This window comes from Citrobacter sp. RHBSTW-00671, from assembly GCF_014103415.1.
Classification (GTDB): Bacteria; Pseudomonadota; Gammaproteobacteria; order Enterobacterales; family Enterobacteriaceae; genus Citrobacter.
This window is the reverse complement of record NZ_JABXPR010000001.1, coordinates 3,112,516-3,135,109: the sequence shown is the minus strand read 5'-3', so window position 1 is coordinate 3,135,109 and position 22,594 is coordinate 3,112,516. Positions and strand designations below refer to the sequence as shown.

The window sequence follows — 22,594 nt, the reverse complement described above, 5'->3', positions numbered from 1 at the left end:
TCAGCATAGACCTATGAGTAAAATTCATTTTTAGCAGGATAGTATGCGAGGTATGTCCCATATATTTGGTGAGAAAGGGGGGGGATTCATGATTGATACTCATAAACTTATGCTTCTTTCGCTATCTAATCACTGCCATTCACCCCGTATATACTGCCACCTGACTTTTCCTAAGATAACAGGACGCTATGCGTACACGTGAACAGCGCTCGTCGGTTGCGACTGCAAGCCACACCGGTCTCTCTTTTATTCTTATCCTCAGCGGCTTGATGGCCTTTACTTCACTTTCAACCGATATCTATCTCCCGGCGATGCCGACCATGGCAGGGGATTTAAACGGCAATGTGGAGCTTACTGTTACCGGTTTTTTGGTGGGGTTTGCTATTGCGCAGCTGATCTGGGGACCGATCAGCGATCATCTGGGTCGACGTAAACCGCTGTTCATCGGCATGGTGCTGTTTATCATCGGTTCAGCGGGGTGTGCGCTGTCTACGGATATCACGCAAATTGTTTTCTGGCGGGTCTTTCAGGCGCTGGGGGCTTGCACCGGGCCGATGCTGGCGCGTGCCATGATTCGTGATCTCTTTGCTCGTACTCGTGCGGCGCAAATGTTATCTACCCTGGTACTGGTTATGGCGATTGCCCCCATCGCAGGGCCATTGATTGGTGGGCAAATTATTCGACTGAGCACCTGGCACTCTATTTTTTGGTTGCTGGTGGTCATTGGCGTGCTGATGTTTATCTCGCTGCTGTGGTTGCCGGAAACACTCCCTGAAGAAAGACGCGTAAAAGCCTCACTGGCAGGCGCATTTCGTCATTACCGCACTCTGTTAACCAATGGTCAATTTATGCGCTACACCCTGAGTCTGACCTTTTATTATGTGGGGGCGTATGCGTTTATTACCGGTTCGCCATTTGTTTATATTCGCTACTACCATGTCGATCCACAGCATTACGGCTGGTTATTTGCGTTAAATATTGTTGGCGTTATGGCGATGAGTGCGGTCAACCGCCGGTTGGTGCAACGGCATGCGTTAGAACAGTTGCTGAAGTACGCGACGATGTTGGCGGCACTGGCTGCTGTTGCATTGGCGTTGCTGGTTAAGCTGGAAATAGGAGGAGTTATTGCCATTATCATCACTGTGTTTCTGCTGTTTTCGATGAATGGAATCATTGCCGCAACGTCGACGGCCGCCGCGCTGGATGCCGCTCCCAATATCGCCGGTTCAGCTTCGGCGCTGATTGGTTCATTACAGTATGGCAGTGGCATCATCTCGTCTTTACTGCTGGCGAGATTGAGTGACGGCACCCCCTGGACCATGGCCTGGATTATTGCGCTATTCACACTGATGAGCGCTGCACTGGTATTCCGTGTCAAACAGTAGTTGAACAGCCCCGCGAGAGCAGGGCATACACTTATTCTTTGTTAAGATCGCTCAGCAGGACAGCAATGCTTTGACCACCATTTGTTTGCTCAAGGGCAATCTTTACGATGATGGTCAGCGGTACTGAAAGCAGCATTCCAACGGGGCCGAGCAGCCAGCCCCAAAAAATCAGCGACAGGAACACCACCAGCGTAGAAAGCCCCAACCCTCGCCCCATGATGCGTGGTTCGAGGATATTGCCGAACACCAGGTTAATCACAAGATAACCTGCCAGCACGAGCAACGCGTCGTAAAAACCACTGAATACCAGTACCTGAGCAATAGGGGGAATCGCTGCCAGCACCGAACCGATGTTAGGAATATAATTCAGGGCAAAGGCCAGCAGTCCCCAGACAAACGCGAAGCGGACATCCAGCGCGGCAAGCATGCCCCAGGCGACCAGTCCGGTGACGATACTGATGGCGGTTTTTAGCACCAGATAGTGCGAGACACTGTCGATAGCGCGTTGGATCGCGGCCATTCCTTCAAGAGGGCGGCTCATCATTTGTTTGAGTTTGCCGGGGAGTTGCGGTACTTCCAGCAGCATAAAAACCACGGTCAGCAATAGTAGAAATATCGAGGACATCGCATTGGAGAGTTGCGTTAATAAATTGGTGACCAGCGTCATTGCAGCGTTCGGGTCAACATATTTCACCAACTCGTCGACGGAAACCCCGATCCCCGCACGTTGTAGCCACGGTTCGATATTTTTCAGTGGGATAACCAGGGACGAACGATATTGCGGCAGTGTCCGTGCCAGCTCATTTAAGGAGGTACCTAAATAAGCCAGAAGCAGCACCATTAGCATGACAATAATAACAATCAGCAATGACACGGCGAATACACGCGGTATACGGAGCTTAACCATGCGTTGTACTACGGGATTAAGCACGACGGCGATAAATAACGCCAGAATAAACGGTACGATGATTTCGGCGGCAAATCGGATACCGGTTAAAATGATAACCAACATGCCAAGCATAATAACTATTTTTAGGCCGTTAAGCGTGATGATCGGTTTTGCCATGTGAATCCCTGAGTTTTTTATCTATATAATAATGTGATCTGCCTCGAGCCGTTATAACAAAAATCAAACGAGCCGGGTAAAGAAGTGAAAAGATTTTGAGTTCGCATTGAACCTATGATACAAATCATCTGTGTTTAACTACCGAGGACAATTATCATCCGCGATGATGAGAAGCAACACTGCGGATAATTGTAATATTATGGACAATACGTTCAGGATGTTTTTGCGTTTACCTACACTTCTTCGTACCTCTTCCACTTTCTTGCTTGCGGGTGAGCAACACTGGCGCAACGCGCTTTAGTCCCTTCTTCTGCCTGAGCTGGCGTTATGCGCTGAGCTATCTGATTCTATTTTTTGGTTTACTGCATGCAGTAGGCCCAAAGGACTATATTCTCAAGCAGGAGAAGCATCATGTTTTACTGGATATTATTAGGTCTGGCCATTGCGGCTGAAATTACCGGTACGCTGTCAATGAAATGGGCCAGCGTAGGCCATGGTAATGCGGGCTTTATTTTAATGCTGGTAATGATCGCCTTATCGTATATTTTTCTCAGTTTTGCCGTTAAAAAAATCGCCCTTGGTGTGGCCTATGCCTTATGGGAAGGTATCGGAATTTTATTTATTACGCTGTTTAGCGTGCTGTTATTCGACGAAACCTTGACCACGATGAAAGTTGCTGGACTGGTCTCGCTGGTGTTAGGCATTGTGTTGATCAAATCGGGTACACGCAAGCCAGCAAAAGCGAGGAGGGAGGTGACCCATGCAGCAGTTTGAGTGGGTTCACGGTGCCTGGCTTGGAATGGCTATCGTTCTTGAAATCGTTGCTAACGTCTTCTTAAAATTTTCCGATGGTTTCCGCCGTAAGGCTTATGGCGTGTTGTCGCTGGTGGCGGTATTAGCGGCATTTAGTGCGCTGTCCCAGGCGGTAAAAGGAATCGATCTTTCTGTCGCCTACGCGCTGTGGGGAGGATTCGGGATCGCCGCAACGTTAGCCGCAGGATGGGTGCTTTTTGGTCAGCGCCTGAATAACAAAGGCTGGATTGGCGTCGCCTTGCTGCTGGCCGGAATGATCATGATCAAACTTGCCTAATCTTCGTGCTGCCCGCAAATGTGGGCAGCATGTGTTATCCCTTCGCCAGTGCTTCGAGTTTATCGCGAAACCCCGTCACAGAAATGGCGCGATTATCTGCCCGCCAGCGATCTTTTGCTGCTGGAGCGGAGCTTTGCACACCAATCAATTGCCAGCCTGAATCTGTCTTTAGCATCAATGGGGAGCCGCTATCGCCAGGGAGCGTATCGCACTGATGTGACAGGACGGTATTTTGTGCCCAGCCAGTTACCACGCAATCCTGATGCGTGTACAGGTCATCCAGGTGATCTTCCGGATACCCCGACTGAGTCACTTTACGGTCAGCGGCTTTTAGCGCTGCGGTTAACGCGGCTTTATCACCGTCAAATAACGGTAGCGGCGCGATCCCGGAGGGGGGATAACGTAACACCACCAGACCAAAATCCCACGGTGCCGCAGAAGGTGGGACAATCCAGCCGTCACCATCTGCTTTTAAGCGCTTGCCGAGAGAGGGATCAACCCGTCCTTCAATGCCGTGGATTTCATAGCGCCAGATACCCTTTTTCGACACAAAACGTAGCGCGACGGCTTTATCCGGCTTGCCTTTCGGTGGGGTGAGTAAGCAGTGCCCGGCGGTCAGGGCCAGGTGAGGTGAAATGAGCGTAGCCGTACACAGGTTACCGCTGGCGGTTTCCAGTTGCCCGATAGCGTCCCACGGTGATTGTGTCGGGTCAGTCACCCTCACACGATCATCATGACCAAAAAACAGCGTTTTTATGTTATCGGCTTCAGCAGCGGTCGTTGCAGGCTGCTCCGCATGTGCAACGACAGGAAATAGACAAATTGAACCCAGTAATACCGCAATGGTTTTATGCATATCACACTCTGGTGGGGAATTATGATTATTAACAGCAAACCCTCAGTTAATACTATAGACGGGACGGCGGGAAAGTGGGAGTAAAATCAGATAACTACACTCAGGAAAGATAAAAATGCATGGCGATAAGAGCGCAAATTATCAGGGTAATAAGAATGAACTCAAAGCGGTAATGTGACACCATTTTACCCTCCGAAAGGCGGCGCTAAATCAGACTGATTTAGCGCCGTATGCTATGGCATGGGGGACGCCATGGTTACTACAGATGTTTTATGCAGCCGGTTGAGCAGCAGGTTTAGCGGTTTCGTGTTTTACTGCTTTTTTGGTGTGTTTTTTAGCGGCCTGAGCTTTCTGCTCTGCGGCTGGTTTGGTTGCAGCTGGTTTAGTTGCGGCTTTTTTGGTGTGTTTTTTGGCAGCCTGAGCTTTCTGCTCTGGCGCTTTTTGTTCTACAGCCGGTTTAGTCGTGGATTTTTTAGCGTGCTTTTTGGCAGCCTGTGCTTTCTGCGGCGCTGCTTTGTGCTGTTTTTTATGATGAGTGGTTTTTGCCGGTGCAGCTTTCGTGGTCGCAGCAGCAGTCGGAGCGGTAGTCGCAGTTGTTTCAGCAGCAAATGCAGCGGAAGACAGACCCATAGCAGCGGCAACAACCAGAGCTAATACTTTTTTCATTCTCATACCCTCGATTTGGTTTTTCATTCAACCCCACTGCGGGGCCGTTGAAATAACTATATCGCTGTAATCTCTGGGCTTCCGTGAGTCATTGGTTTCGACGTGTAACCGTTTGTACAATGACTCACGGTATACGATTACAGATAGCGGGCTTCCAGATGGGCGCGGAAATAGCGGCTGCTCAGCGGTTCTCCGGTTGCCTGGGTAATGAGCTGCTCGGTCGTGAAACGACTGCCATGTTGCCAGATATTCTGGCGCAACCAGTCAAACAAGGCGCTAAAGTTTCCTTGCGCAATGGCGTGGTTTAAGTCTGGCAATGCACGGTTAGCCGCACTGAAAAGCTGGGCTGCATACATCGCCCCCAATGTGTACGAAGGGAAGTAACCAAAACCGCCATCGGTCCAGTGGATATCCTGCATACAGCCGTTACGGTAATTCCCGATTGTAGACAGCCCTAACCAGGCCTGCATTTTTTCATTCCACAAGGCAGGAATATCATCGACCTCAATGTCGCCGTTAATTAACGCACGCTCGATTTCATAACGCAGGATCACGTGAGCAGGATAGCTAACCTCGTCAGCATCAACGCGGATAAAGCCTGGTTTGACCTGCTGGTTCCAAGCGATGAAATTGCTTTCCTCAAAGGCGGGTTGATCGCCAAAATGCCGGGTTACTGCGGGAATTAACCGTTTCAGAAACGCCGGGCTGCGGCCTAATTGCATTTCAAAGAACAGGCTCTGAGATTCATGGATGGCGGTTGATCGTGCCAGGGCAATAGGTTGCCCTGACCAGTTCTGAGGTAGATTTTGCTCATAACGCGCATGACCTGTCTCATGAATGACGCCAAACAGCGCGCTGAGCAATTCATTTTCATCATAGCGGGTGGTAATACGGACATCTTCCGGTACACCGCCACAGAAGGGGTGTGCACTGATGTCCAGGCGTCCTGCGGTAAAATCAAAACCTAACTGCGCCATGGTTTCAAGGCCCAACTCACGCTGAACTGCAGTCGGGAAGGGGCCTGTGGGGGCGATAAGCGATTGTTGTGATTGTTTGGCCACCACCTTATTGAGCAATTCGGGTAGCCAGCTTTTGATGTCGGCAAAGAGAATATCCAGCCGGGCGCTGGTCATCTCTGGTTCAAAGACATCCAGCAATGCGTCGTAGGGCGAGCACCCTTTTGCTTCAGCACGCAGTCGGGCTTCTTCGCGGCTGTACTTAACCACCTCTTTCAGGTTTTCAGCAAACCCTTCCCAGTCATTGGCCGGGCGTTGGCTGCGCCAGGCATGTTCGCAACGACTGCCCGCCAGTGATTTCGCTTCGACCAGCGATTCGGGTAGCAAGGACGCTTGATGATGTAGCCGTGACATTTCGCGCAGATTGGCCTGCTCGACATCGTTCAGATCTTCCTGCTGTGCAGCGGCGATCCACTTTGCCACATTGGCATCGGTTAACAGTTGATGTTCAAGCACGCTCAGTTCAGCCAGCGCTTCACCCCGGGCTTTGCTACCGCCAGGCGGCATCATGGTAAACATGTCCCAACTGGCAATAGCCGAGAGATGGGAGAAGCGAGAGAGACGCTGGAACGTGCGGGTGAGCTGATGGTAATTATCATTGTTACTCATTTTTTGTTCTCGTTCTGCTTAGGGGTAGTGAGAAGTTTACCGTGATTCATTCACTTTTCATAAACACACCTTTATGCCCGGTTTTCTGTAACAGCTTTCTTATAGCGAAAAGCCAGCAGCACGACAAAACAAATGGCGTAGCTAATGGGGAACGGGGATAGCACTTTTACCGACCACAGGTAATGCAGCGGAAGCAAAATGGCGGCCAGGTAAACGTAGTTGTGCAGCGTTTGCCAGCGTTTGCCCATTTTACGTTGCGCGGTTTGCGTTGAGGTCAGCGTTAGCAGGAGTAAGATAACCCAACCCGTCATGCCCAGCGTTAGCCAAGGGCGTGAAACCAGTTCACGTCCTAACAATCCCAGGTTTTGCATACCCAGCTCCAGCAGCGCATAGCTGGTCAAATGCAGCGTGGCCCATGCAAAACACCATAAACCTAACAACCGCCGGGTGCGAAACAACAAAGGCTGCTTTGCATAGCGCGCAAGCGGCGATACCAGCAGGGTAGCCAGAAAAAACTTCAGCGCGGTAATGCCCGTAAAGTGCTGGATATCTTTTCCCGGGTCAGCACCCAACCCGCCATGTTGTGCGGCCCAGAAGAGCCATAGCAGAGGTAAAAAACCGGCGAGATGCAGCAGTACTTTCAGCGCGGCTATCTGTTTTGCGGTTAACCTCACTTAAAAATACTCCCTTAGGTCCATGCCCTGATATAAAGAGGCCACCTCATCGGCATAACCATTGAAAGGCAACGTGGGCTGTCGCTGTACATCGAGAATGCCACCCGAACCAATAAAACGCTCTGTGGCCTGAGACCAACGCGGGTGATCGACCTGTGGATTTACATTGGCGTAAAAACCGTATTCGTTCGGCGCTGACATATTCCAGGTCGTTGGCGGCTGCTCGCGCGTGAGCTTAATACTGACTATCGATTTAATGCCTTTAAAGCCGTACTTCCAGGGTACGGTCAGGCGTATCGGCGCCCCGTTTTGCGGCGGTAACGTTTTGCCATACACGCCCACGGTCAGCAGTGTCAGCGGGTGCATAGCCTCATCCAAACGCAGACCTTCAACATAGGGATATTTCAACCCACCACCAATGAAGCGATCTTTCTGGCCCGGCATTTCATCAGGGGCGTAGCGCGTTTCAAAGGCGACGTATTTGGCGTGGTTGGTTGGCTCAACCAGCGCCAATAATTTATGCAAAGGAAAACCTACCCATGGCACAACCATCGACCAGGCCTCAACGCAACGCATCCGGTAAATACGCTCTTCTAATGGAAAACGCGTGGTTAGCGCATCATGATCCAGCGTTAAAGGTTTGTTCACCTCACCGCTGATGGTCAGCGTCCAGGGATCGGTTTTCAGGCTACCGGCATTGGCGGCTGGATCGGCTTTATCCAGACCAAATTCATAGAAATTGTTGTAGCCCGTCACCTTGTCTTCCGGCGTCAGGGACAGATTTTTTTGCCAGTGCTCGGGCTTTGTAAACCCGAGTGGTTTGCCCGCCGGCGCAGGTGGACGATCGTTGCCTTTAAACCAATTCAACAAACTGGCCTGTGTCGGGGAAGACAACGATGCCGCCGCCGCGCCGATCCCAAGTGCTTTAAGGATCTGTCGTCGTTGCATCAAAAATACGGACTCGGCTGTAACATCAGCTTCCCGAAGTGGACGTTTTTTCTGCATAACGTTTCCTTTTTATTTTCATGTTAGGGGCAACAAAGCGACGTTTCCCTGTTGATGCCTGACGAGTGTATAGCGACATACTGGGCGTATGCGTATCCCAGGATCCTCACGAAAAGTTAAAAATTTTGTGATAACTTCCGCCCCTTGCCTGAGGTAAGCTTTCAGCACGACGAGAGGGAGGTGACACTGATGGCAGGCGCAAAAAAGATATTTTTGGTGGAAGATGACAGCGATATTGCCGCACTTTTGCAACTTAGCCTGAAAGATGAGGGGTACGAAATTATTCATGAGGCTGATGGGGCACGAGCGCTTGAGCGACTTGAGAAGCATGTCTGGGATGCGGTTATCCTCGATCTGATGCTACCGGGCGTAGACGGTCTGGAGATTTGTCGTCGCATTCGCCAAATGAGTTTCTACCTCCCTGTCATCATTATCAGCGCCCGCACCAGTGAAACTCACCGCGTATTGGGGCTGGAAATGGGGGCAGATGATTATTTAGCCAAACCTTTCTCGGTGCTGGAGTTGATGGCCCGGGTAAAAGCATTGTTTCGCCGTCAGGCGGCGATGAGTCAAAACTTGCGTATGGAGGCGGGGATTATTACCGTCCATGGCGTGGAGATTGATCCATTAGCCAGGGAAGTCCGCCAGCATGGTAAATCCCTTGATTTAACGCCGCGTGAGTTCGATCTGCTCTACTTTTTCGCCCGCCATCCAGGGGAGGTCTTTTCGCGTCAGGCGCTGTTAGATCAGGTGTGGGGCTACCAGCACGAAGGATATGAGCATACGGTGAACAGCCATATCAATCGCCTGCGGACCAAAATTGAAAAAGATGCGGCGGAGCCGGAAGTTATTCTCACCGTTTGGGGACGAGGCTATAAGCTTGCTGCGGTTAACGCGGGGCATCAGCCATGATTTATCGCCTGTCGCTGAGCCAGCGTCTGACCCTGGTCTTTACCGCCATTATGTTGATTTGCGCGGTTGCCGTCAGCGTTGTCCAGATCCGCAGCAGTAAACAGTATGGCGACGCCATGGTGCAAAGGCTCTCGCTGGAACTGGCCAGCAAGATTGTCAAAAGTGAGTCACTTATTGATGCCAGTGGGCAGGTTAATCGCCAGGCGTTAAAGGGGGTGTTTGATCACCTGATGACGCTCAACCCAAGCGTGGAGCTGTATCTGGTTTCACCGTCAGGTGAAATCCTCGCCGACGCTGCTCCGCCTGGGCATATTCAGCGCCAGAAAATTAGCGTGCAGCCGATTCAGGTTTTCCTTAACTCGGACGAACTGCCCGTCTACGGCAACGATCCGCGCAGCAGCCAGCAAAAAGTCTTCAGCGCCGCGCCAGTTTTCTTTAACGGCAAGCTGCATGGCTATTTGTACATTATTTTGCAGGGCGAAGACCTGAATATGCTGGCGAATACCGCCTGGCAAAAAACGCTCTGGAATACTGTGGCCTGGACGTTAATCCTGGTTTTATTAGCCGCTGCCATCGCAGGATTCCTGGTATGGCGATGGGTGACGAACCCGGTGAAAAGGCTTACCGGACAGGTGGCTAAACTGGAGCTGGACAGCATTAGCGTCATCAAACAGCTGGCGCAAAAAAATCCCGAACCGGGACCGGCGAATGAAATTGCGTTGCTGGACAATGCGTTTATCGAGTTAGCGCAGAAAATTGCCCAGCAGTGGGATCTATTAGCGGACAGCGATCGTCAGCGCAGAGAGTTTATTGCCAATATTTCGCACGATTTACGTACACCGCTGACTTCACTGCTGGGTTATCTGGAAATGCTGTCGTTGAAAGCCGATACGATGACCCCGGAGGAAAATCGACATTATCTTAGCATCGCGCTGCGCCAGGGGCATAAGGTTCGCCATCTGTCACAACAGCTGTTTGAGCTGGCGAGGCTTGAGCATGGTGGTATAAAACCGCAGCGTGAACGATTTGCTATTGGCGAGCTGATCCAGGATGTGGCACAGAAATTTGATCTCCCCGTTGCCACACGTCATTTGCAGTTGCACCTTGAGGTAACGGGGCCGTTACCGCTGGTGAATGCGGATTTATCGATGATGGAAAGGGTCGTGACGAATTTGCTGGATAACGCTATCCGTCATACGCCTGACGGAGGCGAAGTGCGGCTAAAAGTCTGGTGTGATGAAGGCCGTTTGTTAGCCGAAGTGCAGGACAGCGGGCCAGGGGTAGATGAGGCAATACGAGAAGTATTATTTCAGCGCCCGACTGCGTTAATTCCCCGTGAGCAGCGGGCAGAGCGGGGCGGCCTGGGCTTACTGATTGTGCGTAGAATGCTCGAACTGCATGGGGGAGATATTAGCCTTGTTAATTCAACGGCAGGGGCCTGCTTCCGTTTTTCCTTGCCGCTAGCGGATTCGTCACTGCGTCGCTGATGAGGTTCCGGCATACAGGGATTATAACGCTTCTGGCATTGCAACCCGGGGCATTGCGTAAAAGTTGGTAGGTTGCTTGTGATAATGGGAATCTTTATCATATTCTGGTAATTCATCAACTTATCTTCGATAAGCCCAAGGAGATCGTATGTCACAGGATGCCGACAACCTGTATATCGCCAGGACAAAAGCGGTGGCTGGCTGTTTTTCTATGTTTTTGTTGATGTTCGGCCTCACATTTTCCCCATTGTTTTTCCCCGCGAGTCAGGACCTGCTTGCCAAAGGGTTACTTTTTCCGCTGCTGTTTGCGCTGGAATTTGTTGTGCTGGTTCCGCTGTATTATTTCTTCTTTAGAAAAAGAGAGGGACTGGGCAAAGGCATTTTCAACGCCAGGTGGTTTGCCATTTTGTTCGCGGCGCTGCTGTTTATTCAGCTTATCCTGCCATTGATTTTGGGTCTCAGGCAAACTGAAGCGTGGGTGACCAGCCAAATATCCTTAAGTAGTTATGCGTTGTGGTTATCTACGTTGACCCTGATATTTATCGCGCCAGTTTATGATTAAATTGTTTTCAGAGGCTGTTTATTCAACGCGTTCCAGTACTGGTTCAATAATAAAACCTGGCTGTCGTCAGTGGTGGTATCGGTCATTTTTGCCATCATGCATACGCAGTATGTGGATCTACGCACGTTGCTGATGTTGTTTCTTGTGTCGCAGGTGTTGATCCTGGCCAGACTGAAAAGCAACGGTCTGTTGATGCCAATTTTGCTGCATATAGTGATGAACGGGACGGTTGTTGCTCTGCAGATGGCGGCTCAGACGTTACAGCCAGGGTGATGAAGGCGATGCCCGGAACCTGGGCATCGTGGATTATACGTGCAGACGGTGATGCAAACGGGCACCAACCAATAGCGCCAGCACCAGCATCAGTGCGATAAACCCGCCCACGCCGTTCCAGCCATAGCTGTGCCAGAAAATACCCCCCAGTGTCCCGGCAATGCTTGAGCCCAGATAATAGCTGAACAGGTACAGTGAAGAGGCCTGGCCTTTAGCACGTTTGGCTCGCGGCCCGATCCAACTACTGGCCACGGAATGCGCGGCAAAGAACCCGGCTGAAAAAAGCAACATACCGGCAAAAATCAGCCATAACGAGGTAAACAGGGTCATTATTAGCCCAAACAACATCACGCCTGTCGAGAACAACATTACCGGGCCGCGCCCATAACGGGTGGTCATGGAACCGGCTTTTGGCGAGCTCCAGGTGCCGGTAAGATAAGCCACGGACAACAAACCGACGACAGCCTGGCTGAGTTCCCACGGAGACAGCATTAGACGGTAGCCGATGTAGTTAAACAGTGTGACAAACGACCCCATCAGCAAGAACCCTTCTGCGAACAACAGCGGAAGTCCTCTGTCACGCCAGTGCAAACGGAAGTTGATAAATAACGTTTTAGGCCGTAACGATGTCGGTCTGAAGTGCCGTGATTCCGGTAAGATCTTCCAGAACATGAGCGCGGAGGCGAGGGCAAAGCAGCCAATAGCCGCCAGCGCAATTCGCCAGTTAAAAAAGTCAGTAAATACGCCGCTAATCAAACGACCACTCATACCACCAATCGAGTTCCCGCTGATGTATAAGCCCATTGAGAATGCGACAAAGCTCGGGTGAATTTCTTCACTCAAATAGGTCATTCCCACGGCCGCGACGCCGCTCAGTGAAAGTCCTATAAGAGCACGCATGATTAAAATACCGTGCCAACTGGTCATCATTGTAGAGAGTAGCGTACAGCAGGAGGCCAAAAGCAGCGCCGTAACCATGACCGGTTTACGGCCTATGGCGTCGGAAAGTGGGCCGGTAAACAGTAAGCCGATTGCCAGCATGGCCGTTGAGATGGAAAGCGAAATACTACTGCTGGCAGGAGAGACGCCAAACTCATGCGACAGCACGGGCAGTATGGGCTGGACGCAATAGAGAAGGGCAAATGTCGCCAGCCCGGCAGAAAAAAGCGCCAGCGTGACGCGCATAAAAGGGGATGTACCGCGTTTAATAAAACCATCCGGCGGATTGACTATCTGTTCATCAACATCGCCCGCCGGGGCGGTATCGACAGTAGTTGTACGGCTCACTTAAAATCCTTGCTCAATCATTTACATCTATACCCTGCGTTTTTCAAGCCACGCAATGCGACGTGAAATCCATAGGGTCTACAGGACCAGCCTCAAGAGTATGAAAATCACAATATTCTGTCTAATATATTAATAATCTCAAATAATATCTTAAAAATATGAATATTGAACTGCGTCACCTACGTTACTTTGTGGCCGTTGCCGAAGAACTGCATTTTGGTCGGGCTGCGGCGCGGTTAAACATTTCGCAACCACCGCTAAGCCAGCAGATCCAGATCCTCGAACAGCAGGTGGGTGCACGGCTACTGGCGCGGACTAACCGCAGCGTAGCGCTTACCGCTGCCGGAAAACAGTTTCTGGCGGACAGTCGGCAGATTCTGGGGCTGGTAAATGAGGCTGCCGCCCGTGCCGAACGATTACACCTGGGAGAGGTGGGGGAACTGCGCATCGGTTTTACGTCATCAGCCCCGTTTATTAAGGCAGTGTCCGATACGCTGTCTCTTTTTCGCCAATGCTATCCAGCAGTGCATATGCAAACCCGTGAAATGAATACGCGCGAGCAAATTGCCCCGCTCAACGAGGGTGCACTGGATTTGGGGCTCTTGCGCAATACGCAACTTCCGGACACATTGGCGCGGGAGGTCATTTTGCATGAGCCGCTGATGGCGATGATCCCACGCGCACATCCTCTGGCGCAAAAACCAGTGGTGACGCTGGCGGAGCTGGCCAATGAGCCATTTGTCTTTTTTGATCCGCATGTTGGAACGGGGTTGTATGACGATATTCTCGGCCTGATGCGCCGTTATGATCTGAAGCCAACCATCACCCAGGAAGTCGGTGAGGCGATGACTATCATTGGACTGGTGGCCGCAGGGTTGGGGGTTTCCATTTTGCCAGCCTCTTTTAAACGGGTGCAATTGTATGAAATGTGTTGGATCCCTATTGCGGAAGACGATGCGGTCTCCGAAATGTGGTTGGTGTGGCCGAAGCATCATGAACAAAGCCACGCAGCGCAACGTTTTCGCCAGCAGCTTTTAGCCGCGGTGCAGCGCGGTTAATTTAGTTTAAAAATGGTCGAAAATGTGCAGTAAATCACAAGGCTAAGTAAAAAGTTGACGGAAACCATTGAAGTGCTTCACCATAGTCCGCAGATTATTTCGGAGCGCGAAAATAAAGGGAGTAAGTGGTGGTTGCTGATAGTCAGCCTGGGCATATCGATCAAATTAAGCAGACCAATGCGGGCGCGGTTTATCGTCTGATTGATCAGCTGGGACCGGTATCGCGTATTGATCTCTCTCGCCTGGCACAATTGGCACCTGCCAGTATTACCAAAATTGTCCGAGAAATGCTGGAAGCGCATTTGGTGCAGGAGCTGGAAATAAAAGAAGCCGGTAACCGTGGACGTCCGGCTGTAGGGCTGGTGGTTGAAACAGAAGCCTGGCATTACCTTTCTATTCGTATTAGTCGTGGCGAGATTTTCCTGGCGCTGCGCGATCTGAGCAGCAAACTGGTGGTCGAGGATTGTCTTGAAATGGCGCTGGTCAGCGAGACACCGTTACTGGAACGGGTTGTTGCGCAAGTCGATCAGTTTTTTATCCGTCACCAGCAAAAACTCGAGCGCCTGACCTCTATCGCGATTACTTTACCCGGCATTATTGATACAGAAAACGGTATCGTACATCGCATGCCGTTCTATGATGACGTCAAAGAGATGCCGCTCGGCGAAACGCTGGAGCGGCATACCGGCGTACCGGTGTACATTCAGCACGATATCAGCGCCTGGACCATGGCAGAAGCGCTGTTTGGTGCATCACGCGGGGCGCGTGATGTTATTCAGGTAGTCATCGATCACAACGTGGGTGCCGGGGTGATCACTGATGGTCATTTACTGCATGCAGGCAGCAGCAGTCTGGTCGAAATAGGTCATACGCAGGTGGACCCTTACGGCAAACGTTGCTACTGCGGTAACCATGGGTGTCTGGAGACGATCGCCAGCGTCGACAGCGTGCTGGAACTGGCGCAGGTGCGACTGAAGCAGTCAATGAGCTCCTCTCTGCACGGACAACCGTTGACGGTAGACGCACTGTGTCAGGCGGCCATGCAGGGCGATTTATTGGCGAAAGATATTATTAGCGGCGTTGGAACCCATGTCGGTCGTATCCTGGCCATCATGGTGAATTTGTTCAACCCGCAAAAAATATTGATAGGATCCCCACTCAGTAAAGCTGCTGACATTTTGTTCCCGACCATTGCTGACAGCATTCGTCAACAGGCGCTTCCGGCCTACAGCCAGCACATTGTTGTCGAAAGTACGCAATTTTCGAATCAGGGGACGATGGCGGGGGCCGCCCTCGTTAAGGACGCGATGTATAACGGTTCTTTGTTGATTCGTCTATTACAGGGTTAACATTTTTTAACTGTTGTACGAAAAATTGCGCTATCTCAAGCTGGTTCTGGCCGTCATACCTTAGACTTTCTCCACTGTTTTATTTTCCTGACTTATATTTTCATAGCATACGGTGGAGTTAGTGATGCTGAAGCGTTTCTTTATTACAGGTACAGACACTTCTGTTGGGAAGACCGTGGTTTCCCGCGCATTACTACAAGCGTTAGCGTCAGGGGGTAAACGTGTGGCGGGTTACAAACCCGTCGCCAAAGGCAGCAAAGAGACACCGGAAGGTATGCGCAATAAAGATGCGCTGGTGCTGCAAAGCGTGTCATCCATCGAATTGCCGTACGAGGCGGTTAACCCTATCGCGCTGAGCGAAGACGAAAGCAGCGTGGCGCATAGTGGTCCGGTTAACTACACCCTGTTATCCAATGGACTGGCAAGCCTGAGTGAGAAGGTTGATCACGTTGTTGTTGAAGGCACAGGCGGCTGGCGTAGTCTGATGAACGATCTGCGTCCGTTATCGGAGTGGGTGGTACAGGAGCAACTCCCGGTTTTGATGGTGGTGGGTATTCAGGAAGGCTGTATTAACCATGCCATTCTTACCGCACAGGCGATTGCCAGTGACGGGCTGCCGTTGATTGGCTGGGTAGCGAACCGTATTAACCCGGGGCTGGCGCATTATGCCGAAATCATCGACGTGCTAAGCAAAAAATTACCGGCACCGTTGATTGGTGAATTGCCTTATTTGCCACGAGCAGAACAGCGCGAGCTTTCTCAGTACATTCGTCTGTCAATGCTCGGCAGCGTGTTGTCTGTAGATAGAGTCACGGCGTAACGTTCGCGACAGCACTGACGCCACGACGCAAGCAATCAACAGGCCGGGGAGCAGTCGATACTCCCCGGTCATTTCACAGACCATCAATGTCGACATAATGGGGGCATGGGTCGTCGCCGCCAGCAGTGTAGCCATTCCTGTTAAACCCAACAGTACCGCAATGTCATCCGTCCCCGGAAGCCAGAATCCCCATACCCGACCCAGCAACATACCGATTGATAAACCGACAAACAGCGTTGGTGTAAACACGCCGCCGGGTGCCCCTGACCCGCTACTGGCGAGTACGGCCAGCAATTTGCAAATGAAAATTCCGCTGATGACGGCGAGCAAAGGAGGAGAGAGTAAATACGATTGCACTACGCTGTAGCCGTTGCCCCAGACCGCAGGAGTGAGTAGCGACAACAGGCCAACGATCAGCCCGCCCAGGGCTAACTGGCCTGGCGGTGCGAGTTTTAAGCGCAAAAAACCGTTGTGGCTGGTGGTCATAAGCCACATAAAAAGAGGTCCGCAGAGACCGGCTAACAGACCAGTGCTGATAATCATCACATATTCCAGCACATGCAGTTCCCGTGTCAGATGAACGGTATACAGCAGCGCGTTGCTGTCGCTAAGCGCATTGGTGGTTAACAATGCGACGACGGCGGAGACAACCACCGGCCCTAATGAGGCGAGGATCAACGTGCCAAACAGCACTTCGGCAATAAATAAGCTACCCGCCAACGGCGCGTGATACGCACCAGCCATACCCGCAGCCGCCCCGCAGGCAATCCATAATTTCCATTCTGAACGCGGTGTGAAGCGTTGTGCGAAGCACGAAGCCGCCAGTGCGGCCAATAAAATCATTGCCCCTTCACGACCAATGGCGCTGCCGCTTGCCACGACGACCAAAGAGGCCAGTGATTTCACCAGACTTGCGCTGACGTCGAACTGTCCGTCAGTCTGCAGGGCTTCCATATAATCTGTAGGAGCCTGTGGGCGTAAACGATTAAATTTTTGCCAGCCCCAGAGTAAAAGTCCAGCCGCCAGCCCCCCGAGCGCAGGTGTCAGCATGCGTCTGAACGGCGGCAGATTTGTCGCGGCGTTGACCAGGCTTCCCGTATCGTTACTCAGGAACAGCCACTCAAGCAATTGCATCGCATGACGAAATCCTGCAACGGCCAGGGCTGCAAGGATACCAATCAGCGCGGCGATCAGTAGACGCCGAAACAGAGTGCGCAGGTCAGGATAAGCATGTAAACGATGCATGGGTTGCCAGACAGGAAAATTCAGACGGTCTATTTTGCGGGTAATTAGCCGCAGAAGCAAAAGCTCAGCGTGCGAAACTCAGCGGGAAATGGGCAGGAAATATCCTGCCCGTCGGTGACATTAACGGAACAGTGGTTTATCTGCCACCGGCACTAACAACTGCGACTGCCATTGTGCCAGCGTCAGGCGTGCCAGTTTACCCAATGCCTGGTAGAATGGATGGTCTGCCTTCTCGATAAAAACATCGAGGAAGCGAGCCGACCACGGCAGTAGGTGCCAGGCCAGCAACTGCTCACATTCGGTGTGGCGGCCATTTTCGGCAAGCCAGGCGGTTAGCAGTAACAGCGAACCAAAGTGATCTTCTGGCTCATTCTGTTGCAGCGCAAACTGAATGCCGTTGTCGCGCATCCATTGACGTAACGCCAGCGTGGAATCACCAAACAACACGTTTTCGCGATCCAGCCAGACCGAACCCCAGGGCGGGGATGGCAATGCGTAGGGGCCGATAAACAAACGTTGCCAGGCTTGCGGGAGCGTTTCATCGCTATCTGTCTGCATCTGAGCAGCCAGCGGCGACAACGTAGCTTCCGGCAGCGGCCACTGTGCTTGCCAGCCATCTGCTTTTAACGCACTGACCATCGCAGATGCTTCAGCGCTATCTGGTGCATAGTAGAACAACGCGCCCAGAACGCGCGCAGCGGTTGAAAAGTTGTCACATTGTGAAAAATGGGTCATGCAAACAATCCTGAACAGTGCGGGTTGCCCCGCACCCGAGAGTTAACCTGCAACAGCCATTCCGACTGTCATATGCAAACCATAAAACAAACCACGACCAATGATTTCACCGGCCAGGACTAAAAGTAAACCTAACGCCAGTCCAGCGGCATGCGGGTCTTTGCGGCGAATAAGCGGGCATATCCAGCACCCAAGACCTGCGGCCAGCAAGACGATGCGCCACACCTGTAAGCGGCCATAGTCAGGTACCAGCGCATTGGCGAATTGCACTGAGCTGTGGATTGTGCCGAGGGAAAGTCCCTGCAGGACAATCACACCCGCGCTAACCAGCAACGCCAGCACACTGATCCCCGCGAACACGTTGGCATTAAAAGAAACACCAGCAGCACGCAGTAGCAGGGCGGCAAAGAGTGGCCCGCTCAGTAGCAGGGTCATGAAAAAGGCCACCGTAGTGTAACCATTATACCAGGTCGGTACGGTATCTATCTGGTAAACGTTGGTCATCGCCCAGACAAACACCACGCCCAGCAGCATGCTTATCAGCAGCCATATTTTACCTAATGCAGCAGGCATTTTACCGAGAAAAGCGACCAGCCACCATAAACCACCGACGGCAAAAAACAGCGAGCCGCTGGCAATTTCATTACTTAGCGCTGACTCACCGATTCTGTTCAGCGAGTTAAATGCGCGTAACGGAGACCCCAAATGCATAACCGAGGCCAGGAATGCGATGCCCATTACCAGCCAAAGAAAAAACATACTGCGAACAATGCGCTGTCTTACAACATCGTCTTTAGCGGTAAACCAACCCAGCCCAGTGACGATTAGCGCGCCTGCTACGCATTGACCCAGAACCGTGAACAGTACCAGCGGCCATTCATGCCATCCACTTCCCATTTTAGACCTCCTTCGGATTCGCCAGATAACCCGTGGTATCCCCGGTCGGGCGGCTATTGGCATTTGGTTTGATGACGATGCTTGGTTTGGTAAAGTGCGCGCCAGGGAGCGGCGCAACCGCGGCCAGGGTGCCGTGTTTTTTACGCAGTTCCTCTATCGGGCCGAAGTCCAGCGCACGCAGCGGGCAGGATTCGACACAGATGGGTTTCTTACCCTCAGCAACGCGTTCATGGCAGCCATCGCACTTGGTCATGTGCCCTTTGGCAGCATTGTATTGCGGTGCGCCATACGGGCAGGCCATGTGGCAATAGCGGCAGCCAATGCACACATCTTCATCCACGACCACAAAACCATCTTCACGTTTGTGCATCGCGCCGCTCGGACACACCTTGGTACAGGCCGGGTCTTCACAGTGGTTACACGCAATGGAGAGGTAGTAGGCGAAAACGTTCTGGTGCCAGACGCCGTTATCTTCCTGCCAGTCACCGCCGGCGTATTCGTAAATACGGCGGAAACTGACGTCCGGCGTTAAGTTTTTGAAGTCTTTGCAGGCCAGTTCGCAAGTTTTACAACCGGTGCAACGGGCGGAGTCGATAAAAAATCCGTATTGAGTCGTCATGGGTTACACCTTACGCCTTTTCAACCTGAACGAGATTACTGTGTGATGGATTCCCCTTCGCTAACGGAGAAGGGCGATGTGACGTGAGAATGTTGATAGAGCCACCGTGATCGATCTGGTCACCAAACATATCAGCATTGAGCCATGCGCCTTGGCCGATGGCTGTCACGCCGGGCAAAATACGCGGTGTGACTTTCGCAGCGATCAGCATCTGACCATTGCTGTTAAACACCCGTACCGTATCGCCGTGATGAATGCCACGTGAACGGGCATCGACGGGGTTAATCCAGATTTCCTGCGGGCATGCCTGTTGTAAAACATCAATGTTGCCGTAGCTTGAGTGAGTTCGCGCCTTATAGTGGAATCCGGTGAGCTGTAGCGGATACGTTTTGCGTTTGGGGTCGTCCCAGCCGTCAAAGCCTGGCGCATAAGCCGGTAGCGGATGCACAATCTCGTCTTGCTTGAGTTCCCATGTCTCGGCAATGGTGGCCAGTCTTTCAGAGTAAATCTCAATTTTCCCTGAGGGCGTTTTCAACGGGTTTGCCGCAGGATCTTCGCGGAATGAACGGAAGGCGACATAGTGTTCTTCCGGGCATTTTTTCTTGAAAATACCGGTTGTTTTCATCTCTTCGTAATCCGGCATTTCCGGGTTACGTTCTTTGGTTTTGGCATGCAGATATTTCACCCACTCGTGCTGGGTGCGGCCTTCCGTGAATTTTTGATAGACGTCCGGGCCCAGGCGTTTCGCGACTTCACTTAACATCCAGTAAATGGGTTTTCGTTCAAATTTAGGTGAGGTAGCGGGCTGTCCGAGGATTACATAGCCCATATTCCCGGCGGATTCATGTGAAATGAGGTCTTCTTGTTCAGTAGGCATCAGATCCGGCAGCAGGATGTCGCAGTACTTCGCCGATGCGGTCATAAAGTGCTCAATGCCGACAATCATTTCGCACTTACTGTCATCCTGTAAAACGTCATGAGTATGAGCAATATTGCCATGCTGGTTGATGAGCGTATTGCTGGCATAGCACCAGATAAACTTGATAGGCACATCCAGTTTATCTTTGCCGCGTACACCGTCGCGGGTGGCTGTCATTTCTGCGCCATGATCGATAGCATCCGTCCAGGTGAACACCGATATCTGTGTTTTGACCGGGTTCTCTAACATGGAGAACCATTCAACGCCCAGATCCCACGTCCCTTCACGCATACCGGAGTTACCGCCGTTAATTCCCACGTTTCCTGTTAAAACAGAGAGCATGGTGATTGCTCGGGCTGTCTGTTCACCGTTGGAATGGCGTTGCGGCCCCCAGCCCTGACAGATGTAAGCCGGTTTTGCCGAACCGATTTCACGCGCTAACTGGATGATTTTGTCTGCGGGGATGCTGGTAATCTGAGATGCCCATTGCGGGGTTTTGGCAATTCCGTCCGGGCCGTCACCTAATATATAGGCCTTGTAGTGCGCATTACGCGGTGCGCTGGCGGGGAGAGTGGTTTCATCGTAGCCGACGCAGTATTTATCAAGGAAAGGTTTATCAATCAGATCTTCTGTGATCAGCACCCAGCCGATTGCGGCGGCCAGTGCAGCATCCGTCCCTGGGCGAATAGGCAGCCATTCATCTTCACGACCTGCGGCGGTGTCATTGTAGCGTGGATCGATAACGATCATTCTGGCATTTGACCGCTCACGCGCCTGCTCGACATACCAGGTTACGCCACCGCCGCTCATACGCGTTTCGGCTGGGTTATTACCAAACATCACAACCAGCTTTGTGTTGGCGATATCGTCGGGGCTGTTACCGTCGTTAGCACCGAACATATATCCCATGGCGGCGCTGATTTGTGCGGTGCTGTAACTCCCGTAACGGCTTAGATAGCCCCCACAGGAATTCATCAAACGGTAGGGGACGTTGGAGTTCGTGATATTACCGCCATCCACACCGGTACCGTAAAGAACGTGAACGGCTTCATTACCGTAATCATGCAAAATACGCTTCAGGTTTCCGGCAACGGTATCCAGTGCTTCATCCCAACTGATACGCTCAAATTTGCCTTCACCGCGTTTACCAACGCGTTTCATCGGGTATTTGAGGCGGTCAGGGTGGTTCATACGACGGCGAATCGAACGACCGCGCAAGCAGGCGCGAACCTGGTGATTACCGTAGATATCATCGCCGGTCGTATCAGATTCAACCCAGTAGACTGCATCATCTTTCACATGCAGACGTAAAAGGCAACGGCTGCCGCAGTTAACCGTACAGGAACTCCAGACAGCTTTATCTTCAACAGGTTGCACTGATTGCTGTACGGCAGCAGCAGCGGCACGAATACCAAAGGGTAGTGACAGGCCTCCGGCAGCAAGTGCCAGTGAACCTATAGCCGAGGATTTCACTAACGTCCTGCGGCTAATACCTCCATATTGCTCATCTTCAGACATAACCCACTCCATTGTAATTGTCGTTATATATATTGCTTTATAACGAAATAACTAGCTTGCTAACAATGAAGTTGAGTCTACCTATTTATAGGTAAATCTTATTAATGCATATCAAACAGGAGTGACCCTCCGCGAACGGAGGGTAAAAATTTATTGCGGTTCAGCCACGTGGCCGTCCTGAGAAGGGCTACTGTTTGCGGGCGCGTTACCGCTGTGGGTTCGGGTATAGAGGATCTTGTGCGTATCATTGGCACAATGACCGACCACCAGTGAATCAGGCTGATCGGCCTGGTCATTAGGAACAATATTCAGCGTGAAACTGGATTCCGCGACACCATTATTCATAATGCGCTGTTCGATATCACTCTTCACGCGCTCACAGGACGCGGGTGCCGCCAGGATCTGCGGGGAAGCGACCAATAATAAGCTCGCGGCAATTCCTGCTATGTATTTCATCATCAACTCCTTTCGTGATCGACATAAACTAAGATTAGCATTTCTGGTGTAAATAACTGTATTTGCTAATATGATTGAGAATTATCTTCT

The 22,594-nt window shown here is 51.6% G+C and carries 23 protein-coding genes and 1 pseudogene; 10 read left to right on the top strand and 14 right to left on the bottom strand.

The window, feature by feature from the left end:
* The first annotated feature begins 188 nt into the window (after window positions 1-188).
* On the top strand, window positions 189-1,385 hold the full coding sequence (locus HV261_RS15025; RefSeq protein WP_202038698.1) for a multidrug effflux MFS transporter: 1,197 nt from the start codon (window positions 189-191) through the stop codon (window positions 1,383-1,385).
* A gap of 31 nt (window positions 1,386-1,416) precedes the next feature.
* Here HV261_RS15025 and HV261_RS15020 read toward each other — a convergent pair whose 3' ends face one another.
* Window positions 1,417-2,451, bottom strand: a complete 1,035-nt coding sequence (locus tag HV261_RS15020) for an AI-2E family transporter (RefSeq protein WP_137381241.1) — start codon at window positions 2,449-2,451, stop codon at window positions 1,417-1,419.
* Between the two features lie 130 nt (window positions 2,452-2,581).
* Between HV261_RS15020 and HV261_RS28000 the strand changes: the two genes are divergently transcribed.
* The 3 genes from HV261_RS28000 (at window position 2,582) to mdtI (ending at window position 3,541) form a co-directional block, all read left to right on the top strand.
* A complete protein-coding gene (locus tag HV261_RS28000; protein ID WP_086523670.1) occupies window positions 2,582-2,752 on the top strand; it encodes a protein YdgV in 171 nt (56 codons plus the stop codon).
* A 107-nt stretch (window positions 2,753-2,859) separates the two neighbouring features.
* Window positions 2,860-3,225 (top strand): multidrug/spermidine efflux SMR transporter subunit MdtJ, encoded by a 366-nt coding sequence (gene mdtJ, locus HV261_RS15015; RefSeq protein ID WP_161958620.1) that lies wholly within the window; start codon window positions 2,860-2,862, stop codon window positions 3,223-3,225.
* Window positions 3,212-3,541: a multidrug/spermidine efflux SMR transporter subunit MdtI gene (gene mdtI / locus HV261_RS15010; RefSeq protein WP_040233868.1), complete on the top strand. Its 330-nt coding sequence runs from the start codon at window positions 3,212-3,214 to the stop codon at window positions 3,539-3,541. Before mdtJ ends, mdtI begins: the two co-directional genes overlap by 14 nt.
* 34 nt (window positions 3,542-3,575) lie before the next feature.
* Here the strand turns inward: mdtI and HV261_RS15005 are convergent, their stop codons facing one another.
* From HV261_RS15005 to msrP, 6 genes are all read right to left on the bottom strand, one after another.
* Window positions 3,576-4,397, bottom strand: coding sequence for a trypsin-like serine peptidase (locus tag HV261_RS15005; RefSeq protein ID WP_202038697.1), 822 nt, complete (start codon window positions 4,395-4,397; stop codon window positions 3,576-3,578).
* A 100-nt stretch (window positions 4,398-4,497) separates the two neighbouring features.
* Entirely contained in the window at window positions 4,498-4,581 is an 84-nt protein-coding gene (gene ydgU / locus HV261_RS28090) for a small membrane protein YdgU (RefSeq protein ID WP_049259791.1), read from the bottom strand.
* Between the two features lie 86 nt (window positions 4,582-4,667).
* Window positions 4,668-5,063 carry an acid resistance repetitive basic protein Asr gene (gene asr / locus HV261_RS15000; protein WP_202038696.1) on the bottom strand — a complete coding sequence of 132 codons (396 nt, stop codon included), beginning with the start codon at window positions 5,061-5,063 and terminating at the stop codon, window positions 4,668-4,670.
* Window positions 5,064-5,200: 137 nt separating this feature from the next.
* Window positions 5,201-6,688, bottom strand: a complete 1,488-nt coding sequence (locus HV261_RS14995; RefSeq protein WP_202038695.1) for a carboxypeptidase M32 — start codon at window positions 6,686-6,688, stop codon at window positions 5,201-5,203.
* 71 nt (window positions 6,689-6,759) lie between these two features.
* A complete protein-coding gene (gene msrQ, locus HV261_RS14990) occupies window positions 6,760-7,362 on the bottom strand; it encodes a protein-methionine-sulfoxide reductase heme-binding subunit MsrQ (RefSeq protein WP_202038694.1) in 603 nt (200 codons plus the stop codon).
* Window positions 7,363-8,367 carry a protein-methionine-sulfoxide reductase catalytic subunit MsrP gene (msrP, locus tag HV261_RS14985; RefSeq protein WP_202038693.1) on the bottom strand — a complete coding sequence of 335 codons (1,005 nt, stop codon included), beginning with the start codon at window positions 8,365-8,367 and terminating at the stop codon, window positions 7,363-7,365.
* Between the two features lie 189 nt (window positions 8,368-8,556).
* On the opposite strand from msrP, the gene HV261_RS14980 reads away from it, so the two are divergent.
* From HV261_RS14980 to HV261_RS14970, 3 genes and pseudogenes are all read left to right on the top strand, one after another.
* Window positions 8,557-9,279, top strand: coding sequence for a winged helix-turn-helix domain-containing protein (locus HV261_RS14980; protein ID WP_202038692.1), 723 nt, complete (start codon window positions 8,557-8,559; stop codon window positions 9,277-9,279).
* Window positions 9,276-10,766 (top strand): sensor histidine kinase, encoded by a 1,491-nt coding sequence (locus HV261_RS14975; protein ID WP_202038691.1) that lies wholly within the window; start codon window positions 9,276-9,278, stop codon window positions 10,764-10,766. Before HV261_RS14980 ends, HV261_RS14975 begins: the two co-directional genes overlap by 4 nt.
* A 148-nt stretch (window positions 10,767-10,914) precedes the next feature.
* A pseudogene (locus HV261_RS14970) lies at window positions 10,915-11,601 on the top strand (CPBP family intramembrane glutamic endopeptidase).
* Window positions 11,602-11,634: 33 nt separating this feature from the next.
* Here the strand turns inward: HV261_RS14970 and ynfM are convergent.
* Window positions 11,635-12,888, bottom strand: coding sequence for a multidrug efflux MFS transporter YnfM/SxtP(Kp) (gene ynfM / locus HV261_RS14965; protein ID WP_137381233.1), 1,254 nt, complete (start codon window positions 12,886-12,888; stop codon window positions 11,635-11,637).
* A gap of 158 nt (window positions 12,889-13,046) precedes the next feature.
* On the opposite strand from ynfM, the gene ynfL reads away from it, so the two are divergent.
* From ynfL to bioD, 3 genes are all read left to right on the top strand, one after another.
* Window positions 13,047-13,946, top strand: a complete 900-nt coding sequence (gene ynfL, locus HV261_RS14960) for a multidrug efflux transcriptional activator YnfL/SxtR(Kp) (protein ID WP_202038690.1) — start codon at window positions 13,047-13,049, stop codon at window positions 13,944-13,946.
* 128 nt (window positions 13,947-14,074) lie between these two features.
* On the top strand, window positions 14,075-15,295 hold the full coding sequence (gene mlc / locus HV261_RS14955; protein ID WP_137381231.1) for a sugar metabolism global transcriptional regulator Mlc: 1,221 nt from the start codon (window positions 14,075-14,077) through the stop codon (window positions 15,293-15,295).
* Between the two features lie 124 nt (window positions 15,296-15,419).
* Complete coding sequence (gene bioD, locus HV261_RS14950; protein WP_137381230.1) at window positions 15,420-16,115, top strand: dethiobiotin synthase; 696 nt, start codon at window positions 15,420-15,422, stop codon at window positions 16,113-16,115.
* On the opposite strand, the gene clcB is transcribed toward bioD, so the two are convergent.
* The 6 genes from clcB to HV261_RS14920 all read right to left on the bottom strand — a co-directional run bounded on the left by clcB (window position 16,071) and on the right by HV261_RS14920 (window position 22,504).
* Window positions 16,071-17,360, bottom strand: coding sequence for a voltage-gated ClC-type chloride channel ClcB (gene clcB / locus HV261_RS14945; RefSeq protein ID WP_202038689.1), 1,290 nt, complete (start codon window positions 17,358-17,360; stop codon window positions 16,071-16,073). The genes bioD and clcB overlap by 45 nt on opposite strands.
* Before the next feature lie 120 nt (window positions 17,361-17,480).
* Window positions 17,481-18,095, bottom strand: a complete 615-nt coding sequence (gene dmsD / locus HV261_RS14940) for a Tat proofreading chaperone DmsD (protein WP_202038688.1) — start codon at window positions 18,093-18,095, stop codon at window positions 17,481-17,483.
* A 42-nt stretch (window positions 18,096-18,137) separates the two neighbouring features.
* Window positions 18,138-18,992, bottom strand: a complete 855-nt coding sequence (locus HV261_RS14935) for a dimethyl sulfoxide reductase anchor subunit family protein (protein ID WP_202038687.1) — start codon at window positions 18,990-18,992, stop codon at window positions 18,138-18,140.
* A 1-nt stretch (window position 18,993) separates the two neighbouring features.
* Entirely contained in the window at window positions 18,994-19,611 is a 618-nt protein-coding gene (locus HV261_RS14930) for a DMSO/selenate family reductase complex B subunit (RefSeq protein ID WP_048211714.1), read from the bottom strand.
* 10 nt (window positions 19,612-19,621) lie between these two features.
* Window positions 19,622-22,060, bottom strand: coding sequence for a selenate/tellurate reductase subunit YnfF (ynfF, locus tag HV261_RS14925; RefSeq protein WP_137383115.1), 2,439 nt, complete (start codon window positions 22,058-22,060; stop codon window positions 19,622-19,624).
* Window positions 22,061-22,198: 138 nt separating this feature from the next.
* Window positions 22,199-22,504: a DUF1161 domain-containing protein gene (locus tag HV261_RS14920; RefSeq protein ID WP_137383118.1), complete on the bottom strand. Its 306-nt coding sequence runs from the start codon at window positions 22,502-22,504 to the stop codon at window positions 22,199-22,201.
* Window positions 22,505-22,594: the final 90 nt, after the last annotated feature.